Origin of the sequence: Corynebacterium sp. HFH0082 (assembly GCF_000411235.1) — a bacterium.
Taxonomy (GTDB): Bacteria; Actinomycetota; Actinomycetes; order Mycobacteriales; family Mycobacteriaceae; genus Corynebacterium; species Corynebacterium jeikeium_D.
The window spans coordinates 2,401,506-2,427,261 of record NZ_KE150404.1 but is presented as its reverse complement, the minus strand read 5'-3'; the positions used below and the strand labels follow the sequence as shown (position 1 = coordinate 2,427,261).

24 protein-coding genes are annotated in these 25,756 nt (G+C 59.1%); 18 read left to right on the top strand and 6 right to left on the bottom strand.

Annotation, left to right across the window (positions count from 1 at the left end; all coding sequences use genetic code 11):
• The first annotated feature begins 262 nt into the window (after window positions 1-262).
• The 6 genes from HMPREF1206_RS10455 (at window position 263) to HMPREF1206_RS10430 (ending at window position 5,335) form a co-directional block, all read left to right on the top strand.
• On the top strand, window positions 263-529 hold the full coding sequence (locus HMPREF1206_RS10455; RefSeq protein ID WP_005511390.1) for a type B 50S ribosomal protein L31: 267 nt from the start codon (window positions 263-265) through the stop codon (window positions 527-529).
• A 21-nt stretch (window positions 530-550) separates the two neighbouring features.
• The gene (rpmF, locus tag HMPREF1206_RS10450; protein WP_005511439.1) at window positions 551-724 is read left to right on the top strand and encodes a 50S ribosomal protein L32; all 174 of its coding nucleotides are present in this window, start codon (window positions 551-553) and stop codon (window positions 722-724) included.
• 242 nt (window positions 725-966) lie between these two features.
• Entirely contained in the window at window positions 967-1,659 is a 693-nt protein-coding gene (locus tag HMPREF1206_RS10445; protein ID WP_005511429.1) for a response regulator transcription factor, read from the top strand.
• Window positions 1,659-3,215 (top strand): HAMP domain-containing sensor histidine kinase, encoded by a 1,557-nt coding sequence (locus tag HMPREF1206_RS10440; RefSeq protein ID WP_016423272.1) that lies wholly within the window; start codon window positions 1,659-1,661, stop codon window positions 3,213-3,215. Before HMPREF1206_RS10445 ends, HMPREF1206_RS10440 begins: the two co-directional genes overlap by 1 nt.
• A 158-nt stretch (window positions 3,216-3,373) precedes the next feature.
• Window positions 3,374-4,693, top strand: coding sequence for a S1C family serine protease (locus tag HMPREF1206_RS10435; RefSeq protein ID WP_016423271.1), 1,320 nt, complete (start codon window positions 3,374-3,376; stop codon window positions 4,691-4,693).
• 72 nt (window positions 4,694-4,765) lie between these two features.
• Entirely contained in the window at window positions 4,766-5,335 is a 570-nt protein-coding gene (locus tag HMPREF1206_RS10430) for a molybdenum cofactor biosynthesis protein B (protein ID WP_126108175.1), read from the top strand.
• A 293-nt stretch (window positions 5,336-5,628) separates the two neighbouring features.
• Here the strand turns inward: HMPREF1206_RS10430 and mscL are convergent, their stop codons facing one another.
• The 3 genes from mscL to HMPREF1206_RS10410 form a co-directional block, all read right to left on the bottom strand.
• Window positions 5,629-6,045 carry a large-conductance mechanosensitive channel protein MscL gene (gene mscL / locus HMPREF1206_RS10420; RefSeq protein ID WP_016423268.1) on the bottom strand — a complete coding sequence of 139 codons (417 nt, stop codon included), beginning with the start codon at window positions 6,043-6,045 and terminating at the stop codon, window positions 5,629-5,631.
• Between the two features lie 252 nt (window positions 6,046-6,297).
• Window positions 6,298-6,843: an SAF domain-containing protein gene (locus HMPREF1206_RS10415; protein ID WP_224433571.1), complete on the bottom strand. Its 546-nt coding sequence runs from the start codon at window positions 6,841-6,843 to the stop codon at window positions 6,298-6,300.
• A gap of 105 nt (window positions 6,844-6,948) precedes the next feature.
• Entirely contained in the window at window positions 6,949-7,623 is a 675-nt protein-coding gene (locus HMPREF1206_RS10410; RefSeq protein WP_016423266.1) for a 5-formyltetrahydrofolate cyclo-ligase, read from the bottom strand.
• A gap of 132 nt (window positions 7,624-7,755) precedes the next feature.
• Here HMPREF1206_RS10410 and HMPREF1206_RS10405 point away from each other — a divergent pair, with 132 nt between their 5' ends.
• From HMPREF1206_RS10405 to HMPREF1206_RS10380, 6 genes are all read left to right on the top strand, one after another.
• Window positions 7,756-8,730: a UTP--glucose-1-phosphate uridylyltransferase gene (locus tag HMPREF1206_RS10405; RefSeq protein WP_016423265.1), complete on the top strand. Its 975-nt coding sequence runs from the start codon at window positions 7,756-7,758 to the stop codon at window positions 8,728-8,730.
• A 79-nt stretch (window positions 8,731-8,809) separates the two neighbouring features.
• The gene (gene glp, locus HMPREF1206_RS10400; RefSeq protein ID WP_005511382.1) at window positions 8,810-10,081 is read left to right on the top strand and encodes a gephyrin-like molybdotransferase Glp; all 1,272 of its coding nucleotides are present in this window, start codon (window positions 8,810-8,812) and stop codon (window positions 10,079-10,081) included.
• A 30-nt stretch (window positions 10,082-10,111) separates the two neighbouring features.
• A complete protein-coding gene (locus tag HMPREF1206_RS10395) occupies window positions 10,112-10,744 on the top strand; it encodes a GNAT family N-acetyltransferase (protein WP_016423264.1) in 633 nt (210 codons plus the stop codon).
• Between the two features lie 176 nt (window positions 10,745-10,920).
• Window positions 10,921-12,192, top strand: a complete 1,272-nt coding sequence (glpR, locus tag HMPREF1206_RS10390) for a gephyrin-like molybdotransferase receptor GlpR (protein WP_016423263.1) — start codon at window positions 10,921-10,923, stop codon at window positions 12,190-12,192.
• 236 nt (window positions 12,193-12,428) lie between these two features.
• Window positions 12,429-12,833: a DoxX family protein gene (locus HMPREF1206_RS10385; protein WP_042388863.1), complete on the top strand. Its 405-nt coding sequence runs from the start codon at window positions 12,429-12,431 to the stop codon at window positions 12,831-12,833.
• A 51-nt stretch (window positions 12,834-12,884) separates the two neighbouring features.
• On the top strand, window positions 12,885-13,667 hold the full coding sequence (locus HMPREF1206_RS10380; RefSeq protein WP_016423261.1) for a zf-HC2 domain-containing protein: 783 nt from the start codon (window positions 12,885-12,887) through the stop codon (window positions 13,665-13,667).
• Here the strand turns inward: HMPREF1206_RS10380 and HMPREF1206_RS10375 are convergent.
• On the bottom strand, window positions 13,664-15,160 hold the full coding sequence (locus tag HMPREF1206_RS10375; RefSeq protein WP_369707175.1) for a dolichyl-phosphate-mannose--protein mannosyltransferase: 1,497 nt from the start codon (window positions 15,158-15,160) through the stop codon (window positions 13,664-13,666). The genes HMPREF1206_RS10380 and HMPREF1206_RS10375 overlap by 4 nt on opposite strands.
• 85 nt (window positions 15,161-15,245) lie before the next feature.
• Here HMPREF1206_RS10375 and rsmI point away from each other — a divergent pair, with 85 nt between their 5' ends.
• Together rsmI and HMPREF1206_RS10365 are read left to right on the top strand one after the other, a co-directional pair.
• Entirely contained in the window at window positions 15,246-16,157 is a 912-nt protein-coding gene (gene rsmI / locus HMPREF1206_RS10370; protein WP_016423259.1) for a 16S rRNA (cytidine(1402)-2'-O)-methyltransferase, read from the top strand.
• 159 nt (window positions 16,158-16,316) lie between these two features.
• Window positions 16,317-17,993, top strand: a complete 1,677-nt coding sequence (locus tag HMPREF1206_RS10365) for a BCCT family transporter (RefSeq protein WP_016423258.1) — start codon at window positions 16,317-16,319, stop codon at window positions 17,991-17,993.
• Here the strand turns inward: HMPREF1206_RS10365 and HMPREF1206_RS10360 are convergent.
• Complete coding sequence (locus tag HMPREF1206_RS10360; protein WP_016423257.1) at window positions 17,990-19,255, bottom strand: aminodeoxychorismate synthase component I; 1,266 nt, start codon at window positions 19,253-19,255, stop codon at window positions 17,990-17,992. The genes HMPREF1206_RS10365 and HMPREF1206_RS10360 overlap by 4 nt on opposite strands.
• Window positions 19,256-19,370: 115 nt before the next feature.
• Here HMPREF1206_RS10360 and metG point away from each other — a divergent pair, with 115 nt between their 5' ends.
• Together metG and HMPREF1206_RS10350 are read left to right on the top strand one after the other, a co-directional pair.
• Window positions 19,371-21,197 carry a methionine--tRNA ligase gene (gene metG / locus HMPREF1206_RS10355; RefSeq protein ID WP_016423256.1) on the top strand — a complete coding sequence of 609 codons (1,827 nt, stop codon included), beginning with the start codon at window positions 19,371-19,373 and terminating at the stop codon, window positions 21,195-21,197.
• Between the two features lie 15 nt (window positions 21,198-21,212).
• Window positions 21,213-22,037 carry a TatD family hydrolase gene (locus tag HMPREF1206_RS10350; RefSeq protein WP_016423255.1) on the top strand — a complete coding sequence of 275 codons (825 nt, stop codon included), beginning with the start codon at window positions 21,213-21,215 and terminating at the stop codon, window positions 22,035-22,037.
• 115 nt (window positions 22,038-22,152) lie between these two features.
• Here the strand turns inward: HMPREF1206_RS10350 and HMPREF1206_RS10345 are convergent, their stop codons facing one another.
• Window positions 22,153-23,343, bottom strand: a complete 1,191-nt coding sequence (locus HMPREF1206_RS10345; protein WP_162838042.1) for an IS1249 family transposase — start codon at window positions 23,341-23,343, stop codon at window positions 22,153-22,155.
• 280 nt (window positions 23,344-23,623) lie between these two features.
• Here HMPREF1206_RS10345 and HMPREF1206_RS11430 point away from each other — a divergent pair, with 280 nt between their 5' ends.
• Together HMPREF1206_RS11430 and rsmA are read left to right on the top strand one after the other, a co-directional pair.
• On the top strand, window positions 23,624-24,775 hold the full coding sequence (locus tag HMPREF1206_RS11430) for a resuscitation-promoting factor (RefSeq protein WP_304412134.1): 1,152 nt from the start codon (window positions 23,624-23,626) through the stop codon (window positions 24,773-24,775).
• A gap of 65 nt (window positions 24,776-24,840) precedes the next feature.
• Entirely contained in the window at window positions 24,841-25,755 is a 915-nt protein-coding gene (gene rsmA / locus HMPREF1206_RS10335; protein WP_016423253.1) for a 16S rRNA (adenine(1518)-N(6)/adenine(1519)-N(6))-dimethyltransferase RsmA, read from the top strand.
• Window position 25,756 lies beyond the last annotated feature (1 nt).

The following is a 25,756-nucleotide window of genomic DNA, read 5'->3' as shown; positions in this document are numbered from 1 at the left end:
TGTTCCACTGTGGTTTTCTCGGCGCGACTCTCGCGGGTCGTCATAGAGTTCGTGCTTGTCGACGGGCGTTAGTGCAGGGCCCTTTTTTAATTTTCGGGCTCGAGCCTGTAATATTCCATCGAGTGTCACATGCCGGTTTATAGAAATATTGACCCGGTACGTGTCATTGTAAGTCGTGTTCGTACCCAACTCAGGCACGATTCTCTCACTCTTAGCTGGGGGAAAGCGACCTGAAGTTCAATCCTGAGGGAAACGAGAATTAATGAAGAAGGACATCCATCCTGATTACCACCCGGTGGTTTTCAAGGACGCAGGCACGGGTCACTCTTTCCTTACCCGTTCCACCGCCACCTCCGACCGCACTGTCGAGTGGGAAGACGGTAACGAGTACCCGCTGATCGTCGTTGACGTCACCAGCGAGTCGCACCCGTTCTGGACCGGTGCTCAGCGTGTCATGGACACCGCTGGTCGCGTCGAGAAGTTCCAGCGCCGTTACGGTAACCGCATTCGCCGCGCGAAGAAGAACTAAGAATAGGAGGGGAATAAGAAAATGGCAGTACCAAAGCGTCGCATGTCGCGTGCTAACACCCGCGCTCGCCGTTCCCAGTGGAAGAGCAACAACGTCGCTCTCCAGGAAGTCAAGGTAAACGGCCGCGTCTACAACGTTCCTCGTCGCATCGCCAAGGCTGTTCAGCTCGGCCTGGTTGACGTCGAGAAGTTCTAACGCGCATCTTTTAGGATGCTGACAACGTTCCTCGCTGAACCGCGAAGCGCTTCGCGCGCCCAGAGTGCGTTCAGTGCGTAAGGAACAGTTGATAAAGAGCTTTTTAAACCTCACCCCATCGCTTGTACTCGGCGATGGGGTGAGGTTTTTCAGTTCTATGGCCAGGTTTTATGGGAGCACTCTCACGAAGAATCTGTGTCACATTTACACTCACCTTATATTTTCAAGGCACAATGGGCAGTATGAAGATTTTGGTAGTTGATGACGATCAAGCGGTACGCGAAGCGTTGCGGCGATCGTTGACTTTTAATGGCTACACGGTCGAGCTCGCCGAGGATGGCGCAGAGGCCTTGGAAAAGATTGCCAAGGATCGTCCGGATTTGGCTATTTTGGATGTCATGATGCCGAAGCTGGACGGCCTGGATGTTTGCCGTCGGCTGCGCAGCGAAGGCGATGATCTGCCGGTCATGATGTTGACTGCACGTGATTCGGTCTCCGAACGCGTAGCTGGTCTTGATGCCGGCGCAGATGACTACCTGCCCAAGCCGTTCGCATTGGAAGAGCTGCTCGCTCGTGTCCGTTCGCTACTTCGTCGTTCTGCTTTGGAAGTGCCTGCGATGGAGGATGCCGCAACTCTGCAGTTTGAGGATCTCTCCCTGGACCCGGAAACTCGTGAGGTCTTCCGCGGTGAACGCCGCATTAGCCTCACTCGTACAGAATTTGCGCTGCTGGAATTGCTGATGAGCAACCCGCGGCGTGTACTCTCCCGTACCGCCATCTTGGAGGATGTCTGGGGCTATGACTTCCCGACGTCCGGCAATGCGCTGGAGGTCTACATTGGCTACCTGCGGCGCAAGACGGAGGCAGAGGGAGAGCCGCGTCTGATTCACACCGTTCGTGGTGTCGGTTATGTGATGCGGGAGACCGCACCGTGATGTTGCGCCGTCGTCGTTCGACCGGCGGTGGCGTGCAATCAAATCAGCGTTCTGCCACGGAGGCCAATCCGGGGCAAGGTACCGTCGGTAAGCAAGAGAAGTCCGCGAATACTGAGACGATGGCAGGGGAATCGCTTCCCGGCCTGCCGCGGAGCTCGCGTATCCCTTCGCTGCGTTGGCGGCTGACTATTCTGACAGCGCTCATTGTGGCGATGTCGGTGGGGCTGATGACGCTGGCTGCTTTTTTTACTGTGCAGGCAGCGCTATACCGCGAGGTGGACAGTAACCTCCGTAACCAGGCGGAAAAGCTGCTGATGTCACCGTACGCTTCGGAGTTTGCCATTGGCCCCTCCTTTGAAGCGGACTCGAACAGGATTCTGAACCCCGATCTGGACGCGGTGTACTTTGCCCACGGCAGTGTGGCGGGCAAAGGCGGTGGCTCAATCTCTATTGGTGGCCCCGAACTTGCGGTGTTGCGGGGGAATCGACAGGAATCGATTCGCACCGATGAGTACAACGGCCGTCGTGTATACGCCGTCCGCTCCGAAGACGGTGCGACGCTGATCCTTTCTCAGGATCTGAGCTCGACGCAGTCGGTCTTGAAAGCGCTCAGTGCAGTGCTGCTGAGTATCTCTGCTATCGGAATCCTCTTCGCAATCGGATCAGGTATTACGGTGGCAACAACGGGTCTGCGCCCGGTCACTCGGCTGCGCATTGCTGCGGAGCGAGTGACGGAAACCGACGAGCTGCGCCCAATCCCTGTGGAGGGCGATGATGAGCTTGCGCGCTTTACCCGCAGCTTCAATGAGATGTTGGCTGCACTTCAAGCGTCGCGCATTAAGCAGGCGGAGCTGGTTGCAGATGCTGGTCATGAGTTGAAGACTCCGCTGACGTCGTTACGCACAAATATTGAACTGCTGATGATGGCCTCCCGTTCGGGAGCGGCAATCTCGGATGAGGATCGCGCGGATCTGGAAGCTGACGTCATCGCACAGCTGGAAGAGTTGTCGACGTTGGTCGGTGACTTGGTTGATCTGGCACGCGAAGATGGCCCGCAACAGGTTATTGAGCATGTCGATGTCGACGAAATCATTTCCACGTCGCTGGCGCGTGTTGAGCGTCGTCGTCCGGATATTACCTTCGATGTGCAGACAGCTCCGTGGTATGTCTACGGGGATTCGGCGGGTCTTGGTCGCGCAGTTTTGAACTTAATGGACAATGCTGCAAAGTGGTCACCAGAAAATGGCACCGTGCGGGTTCGTCTAACGCCGCTCAGCGAGGTTGTCGCTGAATTCACGGTGGCGGACTCGGGGCCAGGTATCCCGAAGGAAGATCGAGACAAGGTCTTCGAGCGTTTCTACCGTTCCATTCAGTCGCGGTCGATGCCTGGATCCGGCCTGGGCTTGGCCATTGTGAAGTCGGTCATCGTCCGCCACGGGGGCACGATTACTGCCGATGAGTCCGATGATGGCGGTGCCTTGATGCGAGTGACTCTGCCGGGCAGTCCGCACAGCGGAAAAGGTGACGACTCCGATTCAGCTCAAGAGCCTAGCTAGAAACGCATAACCCCACGTCAAAGCTGATGTAATCCCCGCTGCGCGCGGCCTTTTAAGGAAGTGTGTGGCGGGGATTCGGTGTTTCATTCGGGGAATTATCGGCGAGACCGCAGACTGCTCTCAGCCAATTGTTAGACAGACAGTGCAAGGTATTACGTATGAGCAACTCTTTCAACGATTCCTCGCGGGGAGATGAGCGGGGACACTACTCCTCGCAATCTCACAACTTCAGCGAGAACCGTGCCATGGGGGATGCTGGTGAGACAAACCAGTTTTCTGTCAATGAGCGCGGCTGGGAGAATTCCCACTACAACACCATCCCGTCTCAGCCGAACGGCGCTTACGGAGGCGGTTCAGAGTGGGACGTTGCGGCCAATCAGCAGAAGACCAAGGGTGCCCAGGGGGCTAAGGGCATGGGGGCGCTGGCAGTCGCTGCCCTGATGCTGTGCTCGGCCGGTATCGGTGGCGGTGTCGGCGCATGGGTAGTTCACAACTCGCAGTCGTCGGCCCCCGCGGACAACGCGCTGGATAAGCCTGCGGAAACCCGTCAGGTAGCAGCAGCTGAGGGGTCCGTGGAGAAGGTCGCGCAGAAGGTCCTTCCCAGTGTCGTCTCCATCACCACTGCCTCGGAGCGGGGCACGGCGTCGGGGTCAGGCTCCATTCTGTCGTCCGACGGTCTGGTGCTGACGAATAATCACGTCGTTGCAGGCGCGGGTCCGGACGCACATATGGAAGTCCTGCTTTCCGACGGCACCACGCACCCGGCAACTCTGGTTGCAGGGGATGCGGCTACGGATATTGCCGTTATTCGAATTGAAGGTGTTAACGGGCTGCGACCAATCTCGCTGGGCAACTCCTCGCAGGTTCAGGTTGGCCAGGAAGTGGTGGCCGTTGGTTCGCCACTGGGACTGACCTCCACTGTTACGCAGGGCATTGTCTCCGCTAAGAACCGTCCGGTGACCGCCGCTGGTGAAGACGGTCAGTCCTCGGTCATTGATGCAATCCAGACCGATGCGGCGATTAATCCGGGTAACTCCGGCGGAGCGCTAGTGGACATGGAAGGCAACCTCATCGGTGTGCCCAGCGTGATTGCCTCTAACAGTGAGGCATCGGAACAGGCGGGCAGCATTGGCCTTGGTTTCGCAATTCCGGTTAATCAGGCTCGTCGCATAGCGGAAGACCTGATCGATTCCGGCAAGGCGCGGATGCCTGTCATTGGCGCCCAGATTGATTCGCGTCCGATTGCACGTGGTGCACTGGTGCGAGAGGTAACGCCAGGTGGCCCAGCTGATAAAGCGGGGCTGAAAGATGGTGACCTGATTACCAAGGTTGATGACCGCACACTTGACAACGGCGTTGCACTAATTGCGGCTATTCGGTCGCATCGGATCGGGGATTCTGTCACACTTACAGTTACAGATGAGCGAGGCGGCAACGAGCGAACGGTCGATGTCACCTTGGCAGAAGCCCAGGATTGATAGGCAGCGTGGTGGAGTGAGTACCTCACCATCTGTAGAAGAGTTTTCGAGTGAAACTTCGAGTGAAAAGCTGTGGGAGAAAGCGAGATAGAGCAGATGAGTGAAACCGTGAGTACTGAGCCAAGTGACGTCAACCTCGCTGAGATGGAGCGTCTTATCAACGACGACGGCCAGGTCCGAAATGCGTTCGTTGTCCTCGTGGGCGACCATTTCGAGAACCCGGATGGTGCGGCTTCGCTCATGGTTGAGCTGTTGGAAGAAGACGGCTACTCGGTCGATGCCGTGGTCAGCACGGGTGCAGTGAAGCGTGAGATCCGGAAGGCTCTAGATACCGCTGTTGTCGGTGGCGCCGATTTGGTCGTCACGGTGGGCGGTGTTGGAGTTGGTCCTCGTGCGAAGACTCCGGATGCCACTCGCAAGGTTCTCGATGTGCGGCTGCAGGGCATCGAGCAGGCTATTCGTAACTCCGGTATGGGAGCTGGCGCCTTGGATGCGGGGCTGTCCCGCGGTTTGGCCGGTGTGTCCGGTCAGACAGTGATTGTCAATCTCGCGGAGTCTCGCGCAGCAGTGCGCGATGGCATGGCGACAATTCTCCCGCTGGTCTCACATGTGCTTGATGACCTCTGCCGCTGGAGCGTCTAGGAATGGGCGACGCCAAACATCCCAATCAGCCCGAGCAAGAGCAAGAGCAAGCCGCGCCGCGCAGTGGCAGCCGTAGGCAGCGTCGCCGCGCAGGTGCACCGGCGAAAAACTTTGCCCAGTCGCGCAGTGCGAAAACTGCGCGCACAGTGCACTACCACGATGAATCCCCGGAGGATGCTCGTGATTTTGATGCGGACTACTGGACAAAACAGCGCCCACCCCATTGGGGATGAGCGCTGTGTAAAAAGCGTTAGTTAGCTTCTTATCGGAAGCTCGCAACTAGCAGCTAGAGGCTAGTTCAGCTCCGTCTTCGGCTTGCCGTTCTGCTCTGCCAGCAGGTCACGAATCTCAGTCAGCAGGTCAGCCTCGGTGACCTCCGGTTCAGCGGAGGTCTCCAGACGAGCCTCACGCATCGCGTTGAACTTGTTCATCGGAGCAACGATGACGAAGTAGACAACCGCTGCGACCAGCAGGAAGTTGATGACTGCGGTGATGACAGCTGCGAAGTCAAGGTAGGTCGACGGGTTGCCGCTGATGATTTCGAAGCCAAGGCCAGTGACCTCTGCGCCACCGATGGTGTTCAGCAGCGGCTCGAGCAGGCTGTCGGTGAAAGCAGTGACGATTGCGGTGAACGCAGCACCGATGACAACACCGACCGCCAGGTCGATGACGTTGCCGCGCATGATGAACTCTTTAAAGCCCTTAAGCATAGGAAATTTCCTTCTGTAGAAACGGAACAAACCAAACGAGACCTGTGAGTCATCGTGTTGCTCATGGCAGGCCCATACGATTTTGAGAAACGGGGCAGTGCGATATCAGGCAGTGCCACTCTTCTTCGCTCTAATCGTAGTTTTGAATTGCCTGGCCATTGTATCCCCGCACTAAGTTGTGGGACAAGTCAACTTTCTGCGAAAAACACTGTTCAGGACCATAAAATCTTTGAACCAGTGAGATTTTGGTCACTAACCCGCGAGTAACAGTGTGAGCGGAGATGCTAGCGATGTCGCAGCCACCACCTCCGCGGCGCCGGTGGGCAGAGCGACCAAGACCACCTCATCGTCGACGATGTTGACCACCCTTGCCCCGTGTGCAAGCGGCGCCGCCACCCCGCGCTCATCCGCTGTCGACACAATATCCACGCTGTCACCAGTGCGAAGAGCGGACACAATGCCCGCATCAGTCAACGTGATGGCAATAATTTTGCTTTCCGACGTCCCCGTCAGCGACTTGGCAAGTGACGGGCCGACCATTCGCTGCTCTGTAATTATCTCTCTCGGTGACATGCCGGTGGCCAGGGTGCGTCCCCGCACAGAGGCGATGTCCGTTACGGCTCCACCGGGAACGAGCTCCCGGGGAATGTCCTTGAAAGCCACATCTTGTTCTGCCACCGATGCGCCAGCGGCAATGGATTTGGCGCTAACCACTACCCGAATATGGCCGCTGCGGGGTGTCAATGACTCCACCGCCGCCAGGCCGACTGCGCATAGGAAAACAGTGAGGGCAACCATCCGCCGAATAGTTGTGGGGCGGAGCTTTCGGAATGGACGCGGAAACCGGGACGAATATTTTGGGCTCATATTAAGTTAGGCGCGAAAATCCCGGAATCGGTTCCATTAAATCTGTGAAATCCCCGCTGGCGTGATCACATAATCGGCAGGAATGTCGTGCTCATCGTAGGCAAGCTCCGTGCGCAATTCGGTGTCGAAAACAGCAACAGCGATGACCACAGTTCTCGCTCCATCCGTATCGTCGCCGCGTCGAGCGAAAACCAAGCTGCGATCGTAGTAACCAGCGCCACGCCCTAACCGCATCCCGGTTGCGAGGTCGGCCGCAACTGCCGGCAGGATAATGGCTTCGGCAACTCCTAGCTCAGCTGGGCCAGCAGAGTCTTCCACCGAAACAGGTTCTAAGAGTCCAAATCGGCCCTTGTGGAAGCTGCCGTTGTAGTAACCCCAGTGCAGCGGTTGTGGTGGACCGGGCGGGCAGACGGGAAGCAGAATTCGTGCTCCGGGAACCGCGTTGGCCAGAGCTTCCACAAAGCCCTGGCCGGGCTCACCACCAGTCGAACTAGAAACGCTTGCGCCGGGTTCGTCGCCAGCGGGGACATAGGCGGCAATGATGGGTTTTGCGAGGTCGCCGACGGTATTGGATAACCATTCTTGCAACCGCTGTACCAGTGCTTCGTCGTCAAGCATGCGCTCACGCTGCCCCTTGGCGGCGCGTGCGGCGAGTACCTCGTGCCGTGTGCGGGCTTTGAAATCAGACGTGGTTTCGGGAAGCGGAGCCATACCTGCAAACCTACTCTGTCAGGTAGGGGAGCGACCTCTGTCGTCAGCGCAGGAGAAAATTTCTGATTAATGCGTTGAAAAAGCGGGGTCAGCCTCCGAGCAAATGGAAGTTATATAGGTATCGTTGCCATTATGGTCTCATCGTCTAAAGAGTCTGGTTCGGACATGACTACTCCGGTTCGAACTGTCATCGTTCCTGCCGCGGGCATGGGTACGCGATTCTTGCCTGCCACCAAGACAGTGCCGAAAGAATTGCTGCCCGTAGTTGATACGCCGGGCATCGAGATGATTGCTGAAGAGGCCGCCGCCACTGGTGCGCAACGCCTGGCTATTGTCACAGCGCCGAGTAAGGATGGCGTGCTTGGGCACTTCGACCCGCGCCCGGACCTTGAGCAGACTCTTGCCGAGCGCGGCAAGGACAAAATTGCAGCGAAGGTACGCCGCGCCACCGAGGTCATTCGCGTGGAATCCGTTGTTCAAGATCGACCGCTGGGCCTGGGGCATGCGGTGTTGGTCGCAGAGCCGCTGCTCGAAGACGATGAGGACAGCGTTGCTGTCATGCTTCCCGACGATCTCGTGCTCCCAGTGGGCGTGATGGATCGTATGACGGAAGTGCGCGAGCGCTTTGGTGGTTCGGTGCTGTGTGCGCTGGAAATTCCTCACGAAGAGGTCTACAACTACGGTGTCTTCGATATTGAGGACGCTACCCCGGCGGAGTCTGGTGAGCTCGGTGCGGACGCAGCCGACGCTGATGCCTGGGACGATGTGAAGCGAGTCAAGGGCATGGTGGAAAAGCCGGACCCCGCGGATGCTCCATCCAACTTCGTTGCAGTCGGACGTTACTTGCTCGATCGCGCCATCTTCGATGCGCTGCGCCGCATCCCGCGCGGTAAGGGCGGCGAGTACCAGCTCACCGATGCAATTGAGTTGCTGATTCAAGAGGGGCATCCGGTTCATGTGGTCGTTCACAAGGGGTTCCGCCACGACCTGGGAAATCCTGGTGGCTTCATTCGTGCTTGCGTAGACTTTGGACTCAGGCATCCGGACTACGGTGAGGGGCTGCGCGACTACATGCAGCAGCGTCTGGCGCAGGATGAACAGGCTTAAAGCCTCTTTCTAGAGGCTTGTACTGAGAAGCTGAATAGCCATAAAGCGCACCGCGGGTTGGTGCCGAGGAAGGTAAAACATGCGTTCTGTGGAAGAACAGTTGGCGGCAATCACCGCACACGCTGTGATGCCTGATCCTGTGCGCGTTGCTATTTCGGAATCCCTCGGCATGCTGTGCGCTGAAGATGTCATCGCAGAGCAGCCGCTACCTGGATTCGTGCAGTCAGCGATCGATGGTTATGCGGTGCGCGCTGTCGATATCGTCGGCGAATCTGGTTCTTTACCTCCGGATGCGCGTCAGAGTGATGTTGATTTTCGCGAGGTCGAGTTACCTGTTGTCGGTGAGGTGACAGCCGGATCTCACCATCCGATGCGGCTACAGCCGAAGCAGGCCGTGCGCGTACAAACTGGTGCGCCACTGCCATCGCTTGCCGACGCCGTCGTGCCCCTAAACTGGACCGACCGCGGTGGCCGTCGAGTTAATGTTCTCCATCCGGTCTACTCCGGTGACTTTGTGCGCAAGGTCGGTGACGACGTGCAGCCGGGTGACGTGGCGGTGTCCTTGGACTCGGTGATTTCGCCGTCGCAGGTTGGATTGCTGGCAGCGGTGGGGCGTTCGAAGGTTTTGGTGCATCCCAAGCCGCGTATGTCCGTGATTTCCATTGGTAATGAGTTGGTCGATGTTGACCGCACGCCGGGGCTCGGTCAGGTCTACGACGTCAACTCCTACGCGTTGGCAGCAGCCGGCCGCGATGCCGGGGCCGAGGTACACCGAGTGGGTATTGCCACCGGTGAGCCCCGTCGCATCCGAGAAATCATCGAAGGCCAGCTCATTCGCAGTGAGCTCTTGGTCATCACGGGGGCTGTCGGCGGTGCCGCGGGTGAGCAGATTCGCCGTGTGCTGGCTGAATTGGGCGAGGTTGATGTTTCCCGCATCGCTATGCATCCTGGTTCGGTCCAGGGCTTTGGTCTGCTGGGAGATGACAAGATTCCAACGTTCCTCCTGCCGTCGAATCCGGTCGGCGCATTGGTCGTTTTTGAGGTCATGGTTCGTCCCCTCATTCGGCTGGCGTTGGGTAAGCGCAATCCCCGCCGCCGCGCTGTCACCGCTCGTGCTGTCGGCCCGATCGAGTCGGCAGAGAAGCGCCGTGGCTACATCCGTGGCCAGCTCATGCGTGACCGCGAGACCGGCGAATACATGGTGCAGCCGCTGGGAGGTTCCGGCGGTGCGCAAGCCCACCTTTTGGCCGGTATGTCGGAAGCCAACAGCCTCATCGTGATTCCGGAAGACGTGCTGCACGTGCGTCCGGGAGATGTAGTTGACGTGCTGTTCATGGCGCGCCAGGCCTAACCTCACTCCACTACCGCGAGTATTGTTGCTGTGCGTACTTCTCGTCTAGTGACCAGTGGCGGCCGAGTCCGCCTGCGTGTGCCAGAGCGCTCTGATGCCTCTGCATGGCGGGCACTGCGGCTGCGTGACGAGCCCATTTTGCGCCCCGTGGAGCCAACCCTCGAGGACGACTGGGCTAACGCCCACAGGGCTTCTGTTTTCCGCCGTAATCTGCGCAGTTGGCGTCGTTCAGAGGCTGCGGGAGACATGATTGTCTCCACCATTGAGGTAGACGGCCAGTTCGCCGGCATGCTCACACTCGGCGGTATTACGCCTTTCCCCGTCGCTCACGCCTGGATTGGTTACTGGGTCGGCAGCGGCTTTACATGTGGAGGGGTCGCCACTGCTGCAGTGGCGTTGGCGTCGGATTATGCCAAGAGAGTTGGCGTCCACCGAATTGAAGCGACTGTGTTGGACAGCAATGTCCCGTCGATACGCGTGCTGGAAAACTGTGGGTTCGAGTACGAAGGCGTGGCGCGGGAAGCCTTCCATATGGATGGCGCGTGGCGCGATCATCTGACCTATGCGCGGGTGGGGGAGGACAGTGCAGTGGACCTCATCGTGGCGAGTGGTCGCGCGCAATATGAAGAGGCGGAGAAATACCCACCGCAACGGCGCGCCTGAGTAGTCTGAGTAACACACGCCGATAGGGTGATGACAACTCTACTATTGGGCGAATTCGCTCTAGATACGCTGACTGCCTTCGCAAATGCCTCTGTGGAAGGGCATGTGGGTGGCGTATTTGGGCCGGGGGGGGGAGACGGCGAAACCCCGGGCGAAATCGCAAGGAGACACAAAATATGTCAACTTCACTGTTGCTGATACTCATCGTTGTACTGTGGCTGTTTGTGCTGGCCCCGCTGGTGGTCAATACGCGCAAGCCGATTCGTCGTACCTCCGATGCGCTAGGTAAGACCCGCGTGCTGCATCGTGGTGGCGAGGAGTTGGCCACGACGCGCCGCCGTCCGTCTTTTAAGGAGTCGGACGTGCGCGTGGCCGAAGAAGTCGACGATTCTCTCGAAACCGTTGACGCGCAGGTCGACGATGACTTCGATGTCAGCGACGTGCTTATCGACGACACCGTGGACGAGGCGGCCGACCCGGCCGTCGTTGACGGCGATATCGTCTACGAGCTGGAAGCGGCAGATGCAGAGGAGGAGACCCCGCAGGCGGATGATTCCGCTACCGAGGAAGCCACTGCTGAGTCTTCTGACCGCTCTGACATGGACGTGTCCGATGATGAGTCTGCAGACCAGTCGCTGCAGGCTGTCGTTAATGACGAGGATGCTGAATCTGACTCCGCCGTTGCCTCCGCCGAAGGTGACGTGGTTCGTGCAGATGAGTCCTCTTCCGATGTGAGCGTTGACGTTCGCCGTCAGTTTGTCGACGCCGATGACTTGATGTTCGAAGATGCCGTTGAATCTGACGCTGATTCCGGTGCCGCGGCTGACGCTGAGCACGCGGACGCTGAGGCTCTCTCTGAGACTGAAGAGGCAGCAGACACCGTAGACGAGCAGGCGGAACCCGACGAGACCGTCGAGGACGACAGCGACCACAGTGTCGAGTCCAACGATGACGCAGTCGCTGTCGATGACACCTTGACCGAAGATGATTACGCGTTCGCTGAGAAGCGCCGTGGTCGTGGTGGGTTCGATCCGATTTCGGATGCCCAGTACGCTGAGACTCGCTTTGCCCGCCGCCGCCGTTCGGTTGCTGGGCTGGCAGCGTTCATCGCGGTCACGGTCATCATCGCTGCTTTCGCCGGTGGTTGGACCTGGTGGATTCCACTGGTCGGTGTCGGCTTGATGACCCTGTATCTGGTCAACCTGCGCCGCACCGTGCGTGCAGAGCAGGAACTGCGGGCTCGCCGAATTCGCCGTATGAAGATGGCCCGCCTCGGCGTGCGTAACCGCGAGGATGATGAGCTGGGAATTCCACAGCGTCTGCGCCGTCCGGGCGCGGTAGTGGTCGAGCTTGATGATGAGGACCCGGATTTCGCAGATCTGGCCTACACTGACTACCGCTTTGATGACGACGATTATGACGAAATGCCACAGGCTCGTGTGAGCTAGTCCTGTGAGCTGAGCCGTAGAACAACCTTAAAGTTGTCTGAGCACGTCAGCGCGATTTTTTGTTAGAAACTCGGCCTGTTACGATGTCACTACCTAAGACATGACACACCGGGTGTGTTTGGCGGAAGGCTTCTCCCGAGGGGTTGGGAGAAGCCTTTTTGCATGTTTAAGTCGCTGGCCTCTCGCAGCCGCAGTGCTACCGTGTTTTGACCGTGCCGTCGGGTAGCATGTCCCTCATGGATCGACCGGTAATGCGCGATATCGCGCTCGTGATTCTCCGCCTGATACTCGGAATTATCTTCATCTGCCATGGCTGGGACAAGATTTTTATCACCGGTATCGACAAGACGACCGGTTACTTTGTCGCCGTGAATATCCCGCAGGCGCACTTGACGGTCTGGGTTGTCGCTCTAGTCGAACTGGTCGGTGGCGCGTTGCTGATTCTGGGACTCTTGGCACCGACGGTGGCGATGGTCTTCATCATTGAGATGATTGGTGCCTGGTGGTCGATGCACTTGGGCAATGGCCTGTTTATCCGCGACAACGGTGCGGAGCTTGTGATGTCGCTCATCGGTGGTCTGGTGATGATTTTCGTTTTCGGGGCTGGCCGTTTCAGTTTGGACAGGCAGTTCATCAGGTAAGACCTCATTAGGTACAACCCCCTTAAGAGTTAAAGGCGGTGGAGATCCCCCGTGGAGTGCGAGGAAATTCGCGCAGCATTGTCAGCTCGTCTCGATGGCGAGCAGGCAAGCATTGCCGATGAAGTCATCGATGCCCATCTTGGGGCCTGCGAGGAGTGCCGAGCTTGGTACGAGCGAGCGGTGCGGCTGAACCGCGCCCTTACGGTTGGGCCTGCCGATGGTATGCCGGAGATTTCCACGGATGATCTCTCGGAGCGCATTTTGGTCTCCATCGAACCGGAGCGCCGGCGGCGTGAGCGCGCATGGCTGCTCATGGCCGGCACCGCCCGCGGGGTGCTCATTGCACTGGGCCTTTGCTGGGCGGTCTGGGGGATTGCGACACTGGTCGACGCCTCCGGCATGATGACGCTCGGACTTTCCTCGACGCAGCCGCAGGGCGGTGCAGGAATCGCGACAAGCACGGAAGCGCCTATCGACGGTTCCACTGCCACTGTTGACCCAATGGAGCTCGGAGCACGCCTTGCCATCCAGCTTGCGGCAATTCGGCTTGCATTGGCAGTGGGATTGTTCTGGGCTGCCTGGCGGCCACGCGCTGCCATGGGCATGGCGCCGGTCTACGGTGCCGTCGCCACGTTCAGCATTGGTTTCGGTATTCGTGACATTCTCATCGGTGCTCAGGGAGCATCAGAGATCGCTGGCCTGGCCTTGATGTTTGTCTCCGCTTTGACACTGGCCGTTGTGTGGCTGGGCGGTTATACGCCGACGGCAATCGCACAGGCATGGCGGGCTGCCTCCGGGTTGCCGGTCACAGGCGTGCCGCCACAGCGGGACTAGCTCCAGGACGGCAACCAGAACCGCCAGTCAAAGTGGTTGAGAGGCAGCGGGTAGCCGGTCAAAATCGGCAGCCAGAACACAAACGCGGCCACCACTAGTGCGGCGTGCGTGCCAACGATTACCAACCCCACCGGCTTATCGCGGGGCCGCCAGTGTGAGAGATCGTCGGCAAGCAGAGCAAAGGCGATGAGTACGAATGGAATCAGCGCGGTGGCGTAGAAGAAGTACATCTGACGGTCGTAGCCGATGACCCACGGCAGCCACGAGGCGAGGAACCCGATGACTGGCAGCGCGTAGCGGCCGTCGCGGCGGCCGAGCCAGCGCCATGTGGCCCACAGGACCACGGGGACCAGCAACCACCAGATGGGCGGGGTGCCAAAGAGCATCATCCAGCCCTTGCACTCTTGGCCGCCACTGCAGGTGGTTTCGGTGGAGTAGTAGAGCATTGGCCGCCAGCTGACCAGCCACTCCCAGGGCTTGGACTCCCAAGGGTGTTTGTGGCCATTAGAGGTGGTCAGCTCGGCGTGGAACTTCAGCACGCTGTTCTGGTAGTGCAGGTAGTTCTGCACGGCCTCGGGAAGCCAGCCGGTGCCGGGGAGTCCCGTATCGCGGTCTTCGGGCGAGACATGGCGATAGACCGACGTTTCTTCGGCGAACCAAGAACGCCAACTTAAGAAGTAAACGCCCAGCGGAACCACCACCAGATCACGCAACGCCGGGGCGGTATCGCGGGCGAGTGCGCCGAGCACGGGCTTGTCCGCACCGGCATTCTTGCGTGACACCAAATCCGTGAAAACGGACCACAGGCCGAATGCGGCCATGTAGTACAGACCGGACCACTTCACCCCGGTGGCAAGCCCCAGCATGATGCCGGCGAGCAGTCGCCACCAGCGATAGCTGAGATAGGGGCCGAAACTACCGAGTTCCGTGGCGGATTCCAGGCGCTTGCGGGCATCGGCCTGGTCAATGAGAAGTGCCCACGCGGCCGCGATGATGAAAAAGGTCTGAATCATATCCAGCATGCCGACCCGAGAGGAGACAAACAGCACTCCGTCGGCAAGCGCGTAGAGACCAGCAATACCCACTGCCAACCGCGAGCCGCGAGAGATACGTCGGACGATGTCCATGAGCAGCAGGATGACCAGCGTGCCACACACCGCCGACATAGACCGCCAGCCCATTGGTGAATAACCGAAAATCCACTCGCCCAAGGCGATGACCTGCTTGGCCACTGGCGGATGCACAATCAGACCGTAGCCGGGATTGTCCTCAATGCCAGATGAGATGGGGTCGCGCGTGGACTCCAGAATCTGCCAGGCCTGTGGCACATAGTGCTTTTCGTCGAAGAGCGGGGTGCCATTGTCGGTCTTGGCAGCAAGCCCGATGAAACGCGTTAGCGCTGCGACGATTCCGAGAACCACAAAAGTGGCGGTATCCCATTTGTCCCACCGCCGCAGTGGCGGCAGCGGGGGAACCGGGGGAATCGGGCGCAGGAAACGTTTTTTCGCGCGGCGCTCGGTTTCCGGTGGTGGGGTTAAAGCGGCATCGGTCACGAATGTCAGTTTAAGCTATGGAATCATGACGCATTCGGCATCGAACTTCCAACCGCACGAGAACGAGCCCCTCAGTGAGGCTACGACGCTGGCTCCCGGCATCACTCTGGTGGCAACGCCGCTGGGCAATATAGCCGATGCCTCCGACCGCTTGCGCGGTGCGCTTATCGACGCCGATATCATCGCCGCGGAAGACACCAGGCGGGCGCGCAACCTAGCCACAGCGCTGGGCATTTCCCCCAAGGGGAAGTTTGTTTCGAACTTCGATCACAACGAAGAGAGCCGCACTGAGTCGCTGATTCAGGCGGCGAAGGCGGGACAGAAAGTCATTGTGGTGACCGATGCGGGGATGCCGGTGGTGTCAGACCCCGGCCTGGCTGTGGTGGCGGCTGCTCACGACGCGGGTGTGCCGGTGTCCTGCGTACCGGGACCGAGCGCGGTGACTACCGCATTGGCTCTCAGCGGCTTGGGTGTCGGCCACTTCTGCTTCGATGGCTTTGCACCTCGTAAACAGGGGGCGCGCCGGGCCTGGTTGGAATCACTGAAGACAGAGAAGCGAGCCTGTTGTTTCTTTGAGTCGCCGCATCGATTGGCTGCCACGTTGGCGGATGCCGCGGAGATTTTAGGTGAGGAGCGGCGCGCGTCGGTAAGCCGTGAGTTGACCAAGCGCTTTGAAGAGACTCGCCGCGCGACGCTGGGAGAACTGGCTGCGTGGGCGGAAGAAGGTGTCCGCGGAGAAATTACGGTGGTGATTGAGGGCGCGGGGCAGCAGGCGACGGAGGTATCCACGGAGGACCTAGTTGACCGCGTGGAGGAGCTCGTGGCTGATGGCATGCGGTTGAAGGATGCCGCGAAGCAGGCTGCGGCGGAGGCTGGAATGACAAAGCACCGTGATCTCTATCAGGCGGTTTTGGCTGCTCGCGAGGAAAATCGTTAGGCGATTGTTACTTTGTGCCAGGAAATGCCCAGCGCACGACAGTGAACAGGGTAAACGCCATTATTGGCAGTTTTTGCAAGCTGGGAAAAAATGAAGAAAACCTGAGAAAACCCGCATTCTAAGTTGAAATCCCAGGTCAATGGTGGACATGGTGGAGGAATGACGAATCCACCAGAACATGAAATACAACAAGAAGTAGGGGAGTCGGTCGTTGGCGAAGTCAGGGCCGACGATTCTCACGCTCCCGTGAACCTCGGGGTTACCGTCCCCGCCATTGCCGCAATTCTGGCAATTATCGTCTGGGGACTGGTGTGGCCGGACAGTTTCTCCACGTTTGCATCTAGTTCTCTGAACTGGGTCGTGGAGAACACCGGCTGGCTGTTTATCTTGGCTAGTACCGTCTTTGTCTTCTTTATTGTGTCCATCGCGATTTCCAAGTTCGGTCACATCCGCCTGGGCAAGGACGCCGAGAAACCAGAGTTTTCCACACCTAGCTGGATTGCCATGATGTTCGCCGCCGGTATGGGCATCGGTCTGATGTTCTACGGCGTTGCTGAGCCACTGACCTTCTACCGCGAAGGTGTGCCGGGTCACCAGCCAAAGGAAGTCGGTACCGCCATGGCATCGACGATGTTCCACTGGACTCTGCACCCGTGGTCGCTCTACGCCATCGTCGGCCTTGCCATTGCTTACTCGACCTACCGTCTTGGTCGTAAGCAGCTGATTTCCGCGGCGTTCATCCCGCTTATCGGTGCACGTCGCGCTGAGGGATGGTTGGGCAAGCTTATCGACGCACTTGCGATTTTTGCCACCGTCTTCGGTACGGCAGCCTCTCTCGGTGTTGGTGTGCTGCAGATTTCCGCTGGTTTGGAGATCAACGGTTTCACTGCCATCAAGGGCACAAGTTTGTGGATTGGTCTTATCCTCATTCTGGGTTGTGCCTTTTTGGCTTCTGCGCTGTCGGGTGTGGGCAAGGGCATTCAGTACATTTCGAACTTCAACATGGTTGCCGCTGGCCTGCTGGCTCTGCTGGTGTTGGTCCTCGGCCCTACCGTGGTGATTCTGAACCTGATTCCGACTTCTATTGGTAGCTACCTGAATTCCTTCTTTGAGATGGCCGCCCGCTCCAGCGCTTCCGCTGACGGTACCGCCGGCGAATGGCTCTCGTCGTGGACAATCTTCTACTGGGCCTGGTGGATCTCCTGGTCGCCGTTTGTCGGTATGTTCATCGCGCGCATTTCTCGCGGCCGTACTATCCGTGAGTTCGTCTTCACCGTCGTCGCAGTTCCGTCGATTGTCTCTGCCGTATGGTTCTCCATCTTTGGCGGCACCGCCATTACTCGTGAGCAGCAGGGTGCTTCCATCTATGGCGACGGCTCGGCTGAGAGCCAGCTGTTCAACCTGCTGGAATCCCTGCCGGGTGGCGCGATTACTTCCGTCATCGCAATGGTTCTGCTGGCTACCTTCTTCATTACCTCGGCGGACTCCGCCTCCACGGTGATGGGCACCATGAGCCAGTTCGGTCGACTCACAGCATCGCGCACGGTCACTGCTATGTGGGGTATTTTCACCGCTCTGATTGCGATTGTCCTATTGGTCACCGGCGGCAGCGATGCCCTGTCCAACCTGCAGAACATCACCATTTTGGCGGCAAGCCCGTTCGTCATTGTTATCTTGGCGCTGATGGTGGCGCTGGTTAAGGGGCTTTCCGACGATCCGATGTACCTCGATGACAAGGAACAGCGTCAGTTTGCCCTGCGCATGGCTCGCGAGCGCCGCTTGGCGGAAGCGGCCGAACAGCGCGAACGCCGCCGTGCTCGTAAATTGCGCAACTAGCTTTCCAACAGCAGCGGTGCGGCCTTGGCCTCAATCTCGGCCCATTCGCCCTCGGGCGTAGACCCGATGGTGATGCCACCGCCGATGCCAGCTTCGACCCGAACTCTCCCCGAGTTCGGGTCTTTTGCATACTCAGCGGTACGAATGGCGACATTGAGCTCAAGTGCATCCCCGTGGGCCGCACCAATCGCGCCACAGTGAGCGCCACGGGGCTCGGGTTCCCACTCGCGCAGAAGCTCAATTGCTCGCAGCTTCGGTGTACCGGTGACTGAGGCCGGTGGGAAGCAGGCATCGATCAGCTCAGCGTGGCTGAGCTGATCGGGAAGTTCCGCGGAAACTGTGGAAAACAGGTGCCACACGCCCGGTGCCGGACGCACACTGAGCAGATCCGTGACCTTCACAGTGCCAGTTTTGGCCACCTGGCCGAGGTCGTGGCGCACCAGGTCGACAATCATGATGTTCTCGGCGACATCCTTATCGCTGCGCAACAGCTCATGCGGGGGCCGGTCAGCGGGAATCGTGCCTTTGATAGGAGTTTCAGTCACGCTTGTGCCAGCGCGGATGAGGAACTCCTCAGGACTCAGCGAGGCCAGAATTGGAATTCCAGCATCGAGGTTGCCGGGCAAGAATGCCGCTCGAGCCGGCTGATACCGCGCCACGCGGGAGGAAAACCACGCGCCGGCGTGGGCTAGTGCAGCATTGTCCACATCGACGTTCGTGCCCGATCCCGCATTCAGCTCCGCGTGAAAGCGTGTAGAGATGCAGGTTTGGTACACCTCGCCCGCGGCAATTGCTTCCTTACAGTTCTCCACTGCAAGCTGGTGGCGTTCTCGGTCGCCCTGATCCCACTCCAGTGGTGTGGCCGCGGGGAGCGCGTCGTCACGCGTGTTTTCGTGCGAGTATTTGATGGTCTCCTGAAGGGCTTGGAAATCCGGATTTGAGGGGTCACCGGTGCCGGGGCCGTCGAAATGCCACGTGCCGTCGTCGGCAAGCAATGCGACGCAGGCAGCGATCCCATGCGCGCTGGTGCCGGAGTAGGGGCGGAACCCAAATAGCCACGCATTGGGGTCGGGGCTGGTGAAAAGCGCTGTCGAATCGCAGGCGGTGAGCTCGACGTTAGCGGCGAGAACCGCGCGATAACCGAACCAGGAGCCGACGAGTGCGGCGGGGCGATGACCGGCGGCGATAAGACGAGCTAGCGCAGTGGTCGCGCGCGAAGTGAAGTCAGCGGCCGAGTCGGAGGAGGTGGACCGAGTGGACATAGGACATAAGCGTAGTGACTGCGCGAGCGCGCGATGACGCTAGGGGACAGTTCTTGGAAGACTTCATGAGGGCACAGTTCATCGTGATGGTAGGTCATCTATTACCCTGTTAGATATGTCTCGCATTTTCACAGCAGTTGCGTGGCCGTACGCTAACGGTCCGCGACATATCGGCCATGTTGCAGGTTTCGGTGTCCCCTCGGACGTTTTCGCTCGCTACCAGCGAATGATTGGCAATGACGTGCTGATGGTCTCCGGTACTGATGAGCATGGCACGCCACTGCTTGTGCAGGCGGAGAAGGAAGGCGTTTCTGTCCAGGAATTGGCCGACCGTTACAACCGCCAGATTGTGCAGGACCTCGCGGGTCTGGGGCTTTCCTACGACCTGTTTACGCGCACCACCACGCGCAACCACTACGCCGTTGTCCAGGAGCTCTTCCGTGGGCTCTACGAAAACGGCTATATGGTCAAGCAGACCACGATGGGTGCGATTTCCCCGTCGACCGGTCGCACCCTGCCGGACCGTTACATCGAAGGTACCTGCCCAATTTGTGGCGCTTCCGGTGCCCGCGGCGACCAGTGCGACAACTGCGGTAACCAGCTTGACCCGGCCGATCTGATTGATCCGGTGTCGAAAATCAACGGCGAGACCCCGAAGTTCGTTGAAACTGAGCACTTCCTGCTCGACCTGCCGGCTCTGGCAGAGGCCTTGACCGAGTGGCTGCAGGAGCGCAAGGACTGGCGCCCGAACGTGCTGAAGTTCTCCCTGAACATCCTGAAGGACATCCGTCCGCGTGCAATGAGCCGTGATATTGACTGGGGTGTGCCGATTCCGCTGGAGGGCTGGTCGGAAAACGGGACGAAGAAACTCTACGTTTGGTTCGACGCCGTCGTCGGTTACCTATCCGCTTCCATCGAGTGGGCCTGGCGCATTGGAGACCCGGAAGCGTGGCGCAAGTGGTGGAATGACCCGGAGGCGCTGTCCTACTATTTCATGGGCAAGGACAACATCACCTTCCACTCCCAGATTTGGCCGGCTGAGCTGCTGGGCTACCGTGGCGAGGGCTCCCGCGGGGGCGAGGTCGGGGAGCTCGGTGAGTTGAACCTGCCGACGGAGGTCGTCTCCTCGGAGTACCTGACCATGTCGGGCTCGAAGTTCTCCTCTTCCAAGGGCGTTGTCATCTATGTGAAGGACTTCCTGGCGGAGTTTGGTCCGGATCCGCTGCGCTACTTCATCGCGATGGCAGGCCCGGAGAACCAGGACACCGACTTCACCTGGGATGAGTTCGTCCGCCGCGTGAATAACGAGCTGGCCAACTCCTGGGGCAACCTGGTCAACCGCACCGTGTCCATGGCTTTCAAGAACTTCGGTGAGGTGCCAACTCCGGGCGAACTCACTGACGCTGACCGTGAACTGCTCGACCTGGCTGAGCGTTCCTTCGCCGAGGTCGGCGACGCGCTTGCGCTGTCCCGCTTCCGCGCCGGTATCACCGCCGCCATGCACTTGGTCGGAGAGGCCAACGCCTACATTGCTGCGCAGGAGCCGTGGAAGCTGGCGAAGGACGAATCCCAGCGCGAGCGTCTCGCCACCGTGCTGTGGACAGCACTGCAGGTAGTCAGCGATGCCAATGTGCTGCTGACCCCGTACCTGCCGGAAAGCGCGCAGAAGGTCTTCGAGACCCTGGGCGGCGAGGGCATCTGGGCCGCAATGCCGGAAGTGCAGGAAGTCCAGGACGACATGCCGGTCGAGCCGGTCGGCGCTGACCTGCCGGCAGAGGGCAGGAGCTACCCAATCATCACTGGTGACTACGTCAATCAGAAGGCCGCCTGGCGTCGCTTCGACATTGAGCCGGGTACGGCGCTGGCCAAGCCGAAGCCGATTTTCACCAAGCTCGACTCTGAGTTGGCTGAGCACGGCCCCGAGTGGGCACAGGTGAAGTAGGGGCTCAGTAGAGGTATGGGAAAGCGCAAACGCAAGATTGCAGAACCCGCGGTGTATCTCACTCCGCTGTTTGACGCCCACACGCATCTCGCGTCCTGTGGGGCGCAAACTCCGGAAGAGATTGCGGCGCTCATGGACCGGGCCGCCGCAGCGGGCGTCGTCGGAGTCTGCACGGTCGGCGATGGCATGCCGGAAACCGAACTGGCCTTTGCCGCTGCGCACGCGCACCCCAACGTCTGGGCCGCCGCCGCCATCCATCCGACGCGCGCGCACGAGCTTGACGACGACGCCAAGGCCCGCTTAACCGAAATGGCTGCCGACCCCAGGGTTGTGGCCGTGGGGGAGACGGGATTGGATTGGTACTGGCTGGATTCCCTCGACGGCTGCGCGTCGAAGAGCGAACAGCTGGCTGCGTTGCAGTGGCATATGGAGCTCGCAGCAACCGTCGGCAAGCCGTTGATGATTCATAACCGCGACGCCGATGAAGACCTGATGGCGGCGTTGGACGGCTACGACAATACGGTCATTTTGCACTGTTTCTCTTCGCCCATCGAGGTTGCCCGCGAAGCCATTGCACGCGGTTACCTGCTGAGTTTTACCGGCAACGTGACCTTCAAACGCAATGATTACCTGCGGCAGGCTGTGGCTGAGGCGCCGGCGGAGCAGCTGCTGGTGGAAACCGATGCCCCGTACATGACCGCGGAGCCTTTCCGAGGTGCGCGCAACGAGTCCACTTTTATCGGTCATCAGGCGCGTGCGATGGCCGCAGCCCGAGAAATCGGGGCGGAGGAGATGGCACAGATTTTGACGGATAATGCACGTCGGGTGTACGGCATTTAAGCACGTGCTGGCGTATTGCCGCCCCTGAGCTGTGGAAATGCAGCCGGGGCGGTTTGTGGGTTAAGTAGCAAAAAGTGTGTCCGCTCGGCGTGTTGCGGGGCGGGCACACCGTTTGTTACTTCATGGGGCCTTTTCTGATTCCTATCGAGTGTTCGTACTCGGTTGGGATAGCGTTGTCGTAGAAGGCTGGTCGGCCTGTTTCATGGTCGGCTTTGTTGTGGTCTTCTTCGACAAGATCGTTGACTTTGGCGAGTTGATCTTGGCCGAAATTGCACTGCCTGGCGATCTTTAATGGGTCGTCAGGCAGTTGCGTTTTCGAGTGCAGGTACCACTCGAGCATTTTTCGTTGGCGTTCCCCGGACCTGCCGCGATGCGCGTCGGCGATGCGTTTGAGCCCGGCGTTGATGCCGCCTTCCAGACTGTTTGTCGTTGAAGCCCAGCGTTGAGGCTCAAGCGCATTCGGTGGTGGCTGCAGGTAGGTAAACAGCCATCCTTTCCGTGAGAGGTGCAGCAGGGAGTTGTATGCCTTGCGAACTCGCAGATGGGTCCATTCCCACTGGTTGTTGAGTGTGCGGCGCTCTTTTGACACGGGCGTTTTCTCGTTGAGGAATGCTTTGAATACCTGTCCGAAGTCGTGCAGACGCAGCGTCCACTCCCGTGCCTGGTCGAGTGTGGTGATACGGGTCAGTTTCAACGCCAGGGCGTAGATGGCTTTGCCGGCGTCGGTGCGTGGTCGTGATGTGGTGTAGCGGCGGATGACGCGTTGCGCATGGACGAGGCATCGTTGGATTATCGCGTTCGGCCAGCAGGCTTTAATCGCAGTAAGTGCGCCTTGTCCGCCGTCGAGGACGACGCAGAGCGGCTCAGCGATTTTGCGGAGTAGCTGCGTGTAGGCGTGGGCGGTTTCGTGTTTGGTCCAGTGCCATGCGATGACGTGGTCGTGGCTGGCTGCGACGAGCAAGCATCCGGCGGCGGTGTAGGTACCGTCGATGAAGATCTGGTCGTAGATGCGCTGTGGGTCACCGTCGTTGGGGATGTCGATGAGCCAGAACGGTTTGAATCGGCGGTCAAGTGTCCAACGGCTTACCCCTTGTTGCTGGGCGAGTTCAGACAACGTTGCTGTGGAGGTGGCATAAGAGACGAAGGCTTTAAAGTCGCGGGTCTGCGTGCGGTCGGTGCGGGTTCGTGTCGTGGAACTGCCGCAGTTCGGGTCCTTGCATCGCCACCTGGTTGTGCCTTTAGAAGTGGTTCCGTTTTTCTTCATTTGCCCAGCGCATATCGGGCATCGTGGTCTGTTTTTACTCACCCGGAAAGCACACCAACCCCCGATTAGCACATGCGGGTGCCATTCCGGTGGATTGAACACTAATCGGGCGGATATAAGGTCTTGATGCTTATATCCGCCCGATTTACCCAGCCTAATCAGCAGTAATGCTGAAAGTCAGACACACTTTTTGCTACTTAACCCCGGTTTGTTGTATTTCCCGTCACTTTTATCGATATATTTTAGACAACACTGAATCTTTACCGTACTGTTACAAACTGTATTTCTTTCATTTGCTAGCTGCCCCATCCTCCGAAAGGCTGTGACGAACCCCGTGAGTGCTGCGAAGAAGCGTCATCTCAATCGTGCTAATGACGGAGTCTCCACTTCGTCCAAGATTGCCGCAGGCGGTCTGGTCGCTGCTGTTGCTCTGGGTGGTACTGTCGCAGCATCCAACTATGACACCATCACCGTCGAAATCGACGGTAAGGTTGAGCAAATCGCAACCTGGTCCAAGGATGACAAGGCCATTCTGCAGAAGGCTGGTGTCGAAACCACCGGTGGCGACCTGGTTCAGCGTCAGGGCGATCTCACGGACGGCGGCAAGCTGGTCTACCGCTCTGCCAAGCCAGTCACGATGATTGTCGATGGCAAGCCGCAGGAGCACAAGACCAATGCCATCACTACCGATGAGCTGATTGAAGGTCTGAAGAAGCAGGGGCTCATCTCCGATAAGGACAAGGTCGAGGTCGAAAAGGGCGAGATTTCCGCTAAGGGAGTCGAACTCGACGTCGTTCGTGCCAAGAATATTGTGCTTCACGACGATGCCAAGGACATCGACCTGACCGTCCCGGCTATGACCGTCGGAGATGTGCTGGCTCAGCGTGGCATTGAACTGCGTGAAGATGACACCGTCGAGCCGGGTCTGGATGCTCCGGTCACCGAGGGGATGCGCATCGCTCTGTCTCGTCTGATTGATAAGACCATCACCGAGACTGAGGAGATTCCAGCTCACGAGAACATCATTGAAGATGATTCGATGTTCGAAGATGAGCGCATCGTTGAGCAGGAAGGTGAACCGGGCCAGGTAGAGCGTCAGGTCAAGGTCACCTCTCGCGATGGTGAAGAGCTCGGACGCGAGGTCCTGGAAGAAAAGGAGCTAAAGGCTCCGGGTATCTCCACTATTCGCCAGGGCGCTAAGTCCCGCATTGCAGCTCCGGCTGCCGGCTACGGCGTGTGGGATCAGCTGGCTCAGTGTGAGTCCGGCGGCGACTGGGCTATCGATACCGGTAACGGTTTCTCCGGTGGTCTGCAGTTCACCGATTCCACTTGGGCAGCTTACGGCGGTACTGAGTATGCACCGCGTGCATCGCAGGCTTCCCGCGAGCAGCAGATTGCTGTCGCTGAGCGTGTCCAGGCTGGTCAGGGTTGGGGCGCATGGCCCGCTTGTACCGCTTCCATGGGGCTTCGTTAAAGCTAGTTCCGTCTAGCCATAACGAGCTAAGCCTATTTTTTGTGTTGACCCCGTAGTATCTAACTGTGACTAAAGCAGAAGTTTCTTTCTTGGGGCCGGTCGAAGTGCGCGACTTGGCGGCGCAGTTGGATATTGTCCCGACGAAGAAATTGGGGCAGAACTTCGTCCACGACGCCAACACCGTGCGTCGAATTGTCGCTGCGGCGGACTTGCCGGAGGATTCCTACCCTGTTGAGGTCGGCCCCGGCTTGGGCTCGCTGACCCTCGGGCTGCTCGAACACTGCGGCCGCGCCGCGGCTGTTGAAATCGATCCGCGGCTGGCGGCGCGTCTGCCCCAGACAATCACTGAGCGCGCCGAGGGCTGCGCACTTGAGCTCATTGAGAAAGACGCGCTGAAGGTCAGCCGCGAGGACTTTCAGACTGCCCCAGATGCGCTGGTGGCCAATCTGCCCTACAACGTTTCTGTACCGGTGCTCCTGCACATGCTTGCCGAGCTGCCCACCATCCGTCGCGTGCTCGTGATGGTGCAGTCTGAGGTCGCTGACCGGCTGGCGGCTCAGCCGGGCTCCAAGATCTACGGTGTCCCCAGTGTCAAGGCCGCCTACTACGGCACAGTGCGTCGCGCCGGTGCCATTGGTCCGCACGTCTTCTGGCCGGTCCCCAAGGTTGATTCCGGGCTCGTTCGCATTGACTGCTACGCTCGCTCCGACGCTCCAGAGAACTCCAAGACCGCCGATGCCCCCGAGGCCCCGTGGGAAATCTCGCCGCAGTTCCGCGCGCGACTCTTCCCGCTTATCGACGCTGCTTTTGCGCAACGCCGCAAGACCCTCCGGGCGGCCCTATCGGGGATTTACGGATCTGGTCGCGCAGCCGAAGAGGCGCTTATGGCAGCAGGGATTGATCCCAAGCAGCGAGGAGAGAAGCTCGAAATTGCCGATTTCGTTCGCCTCGCTGAGGTCTCACGAGACCAGCGCTTTTAAT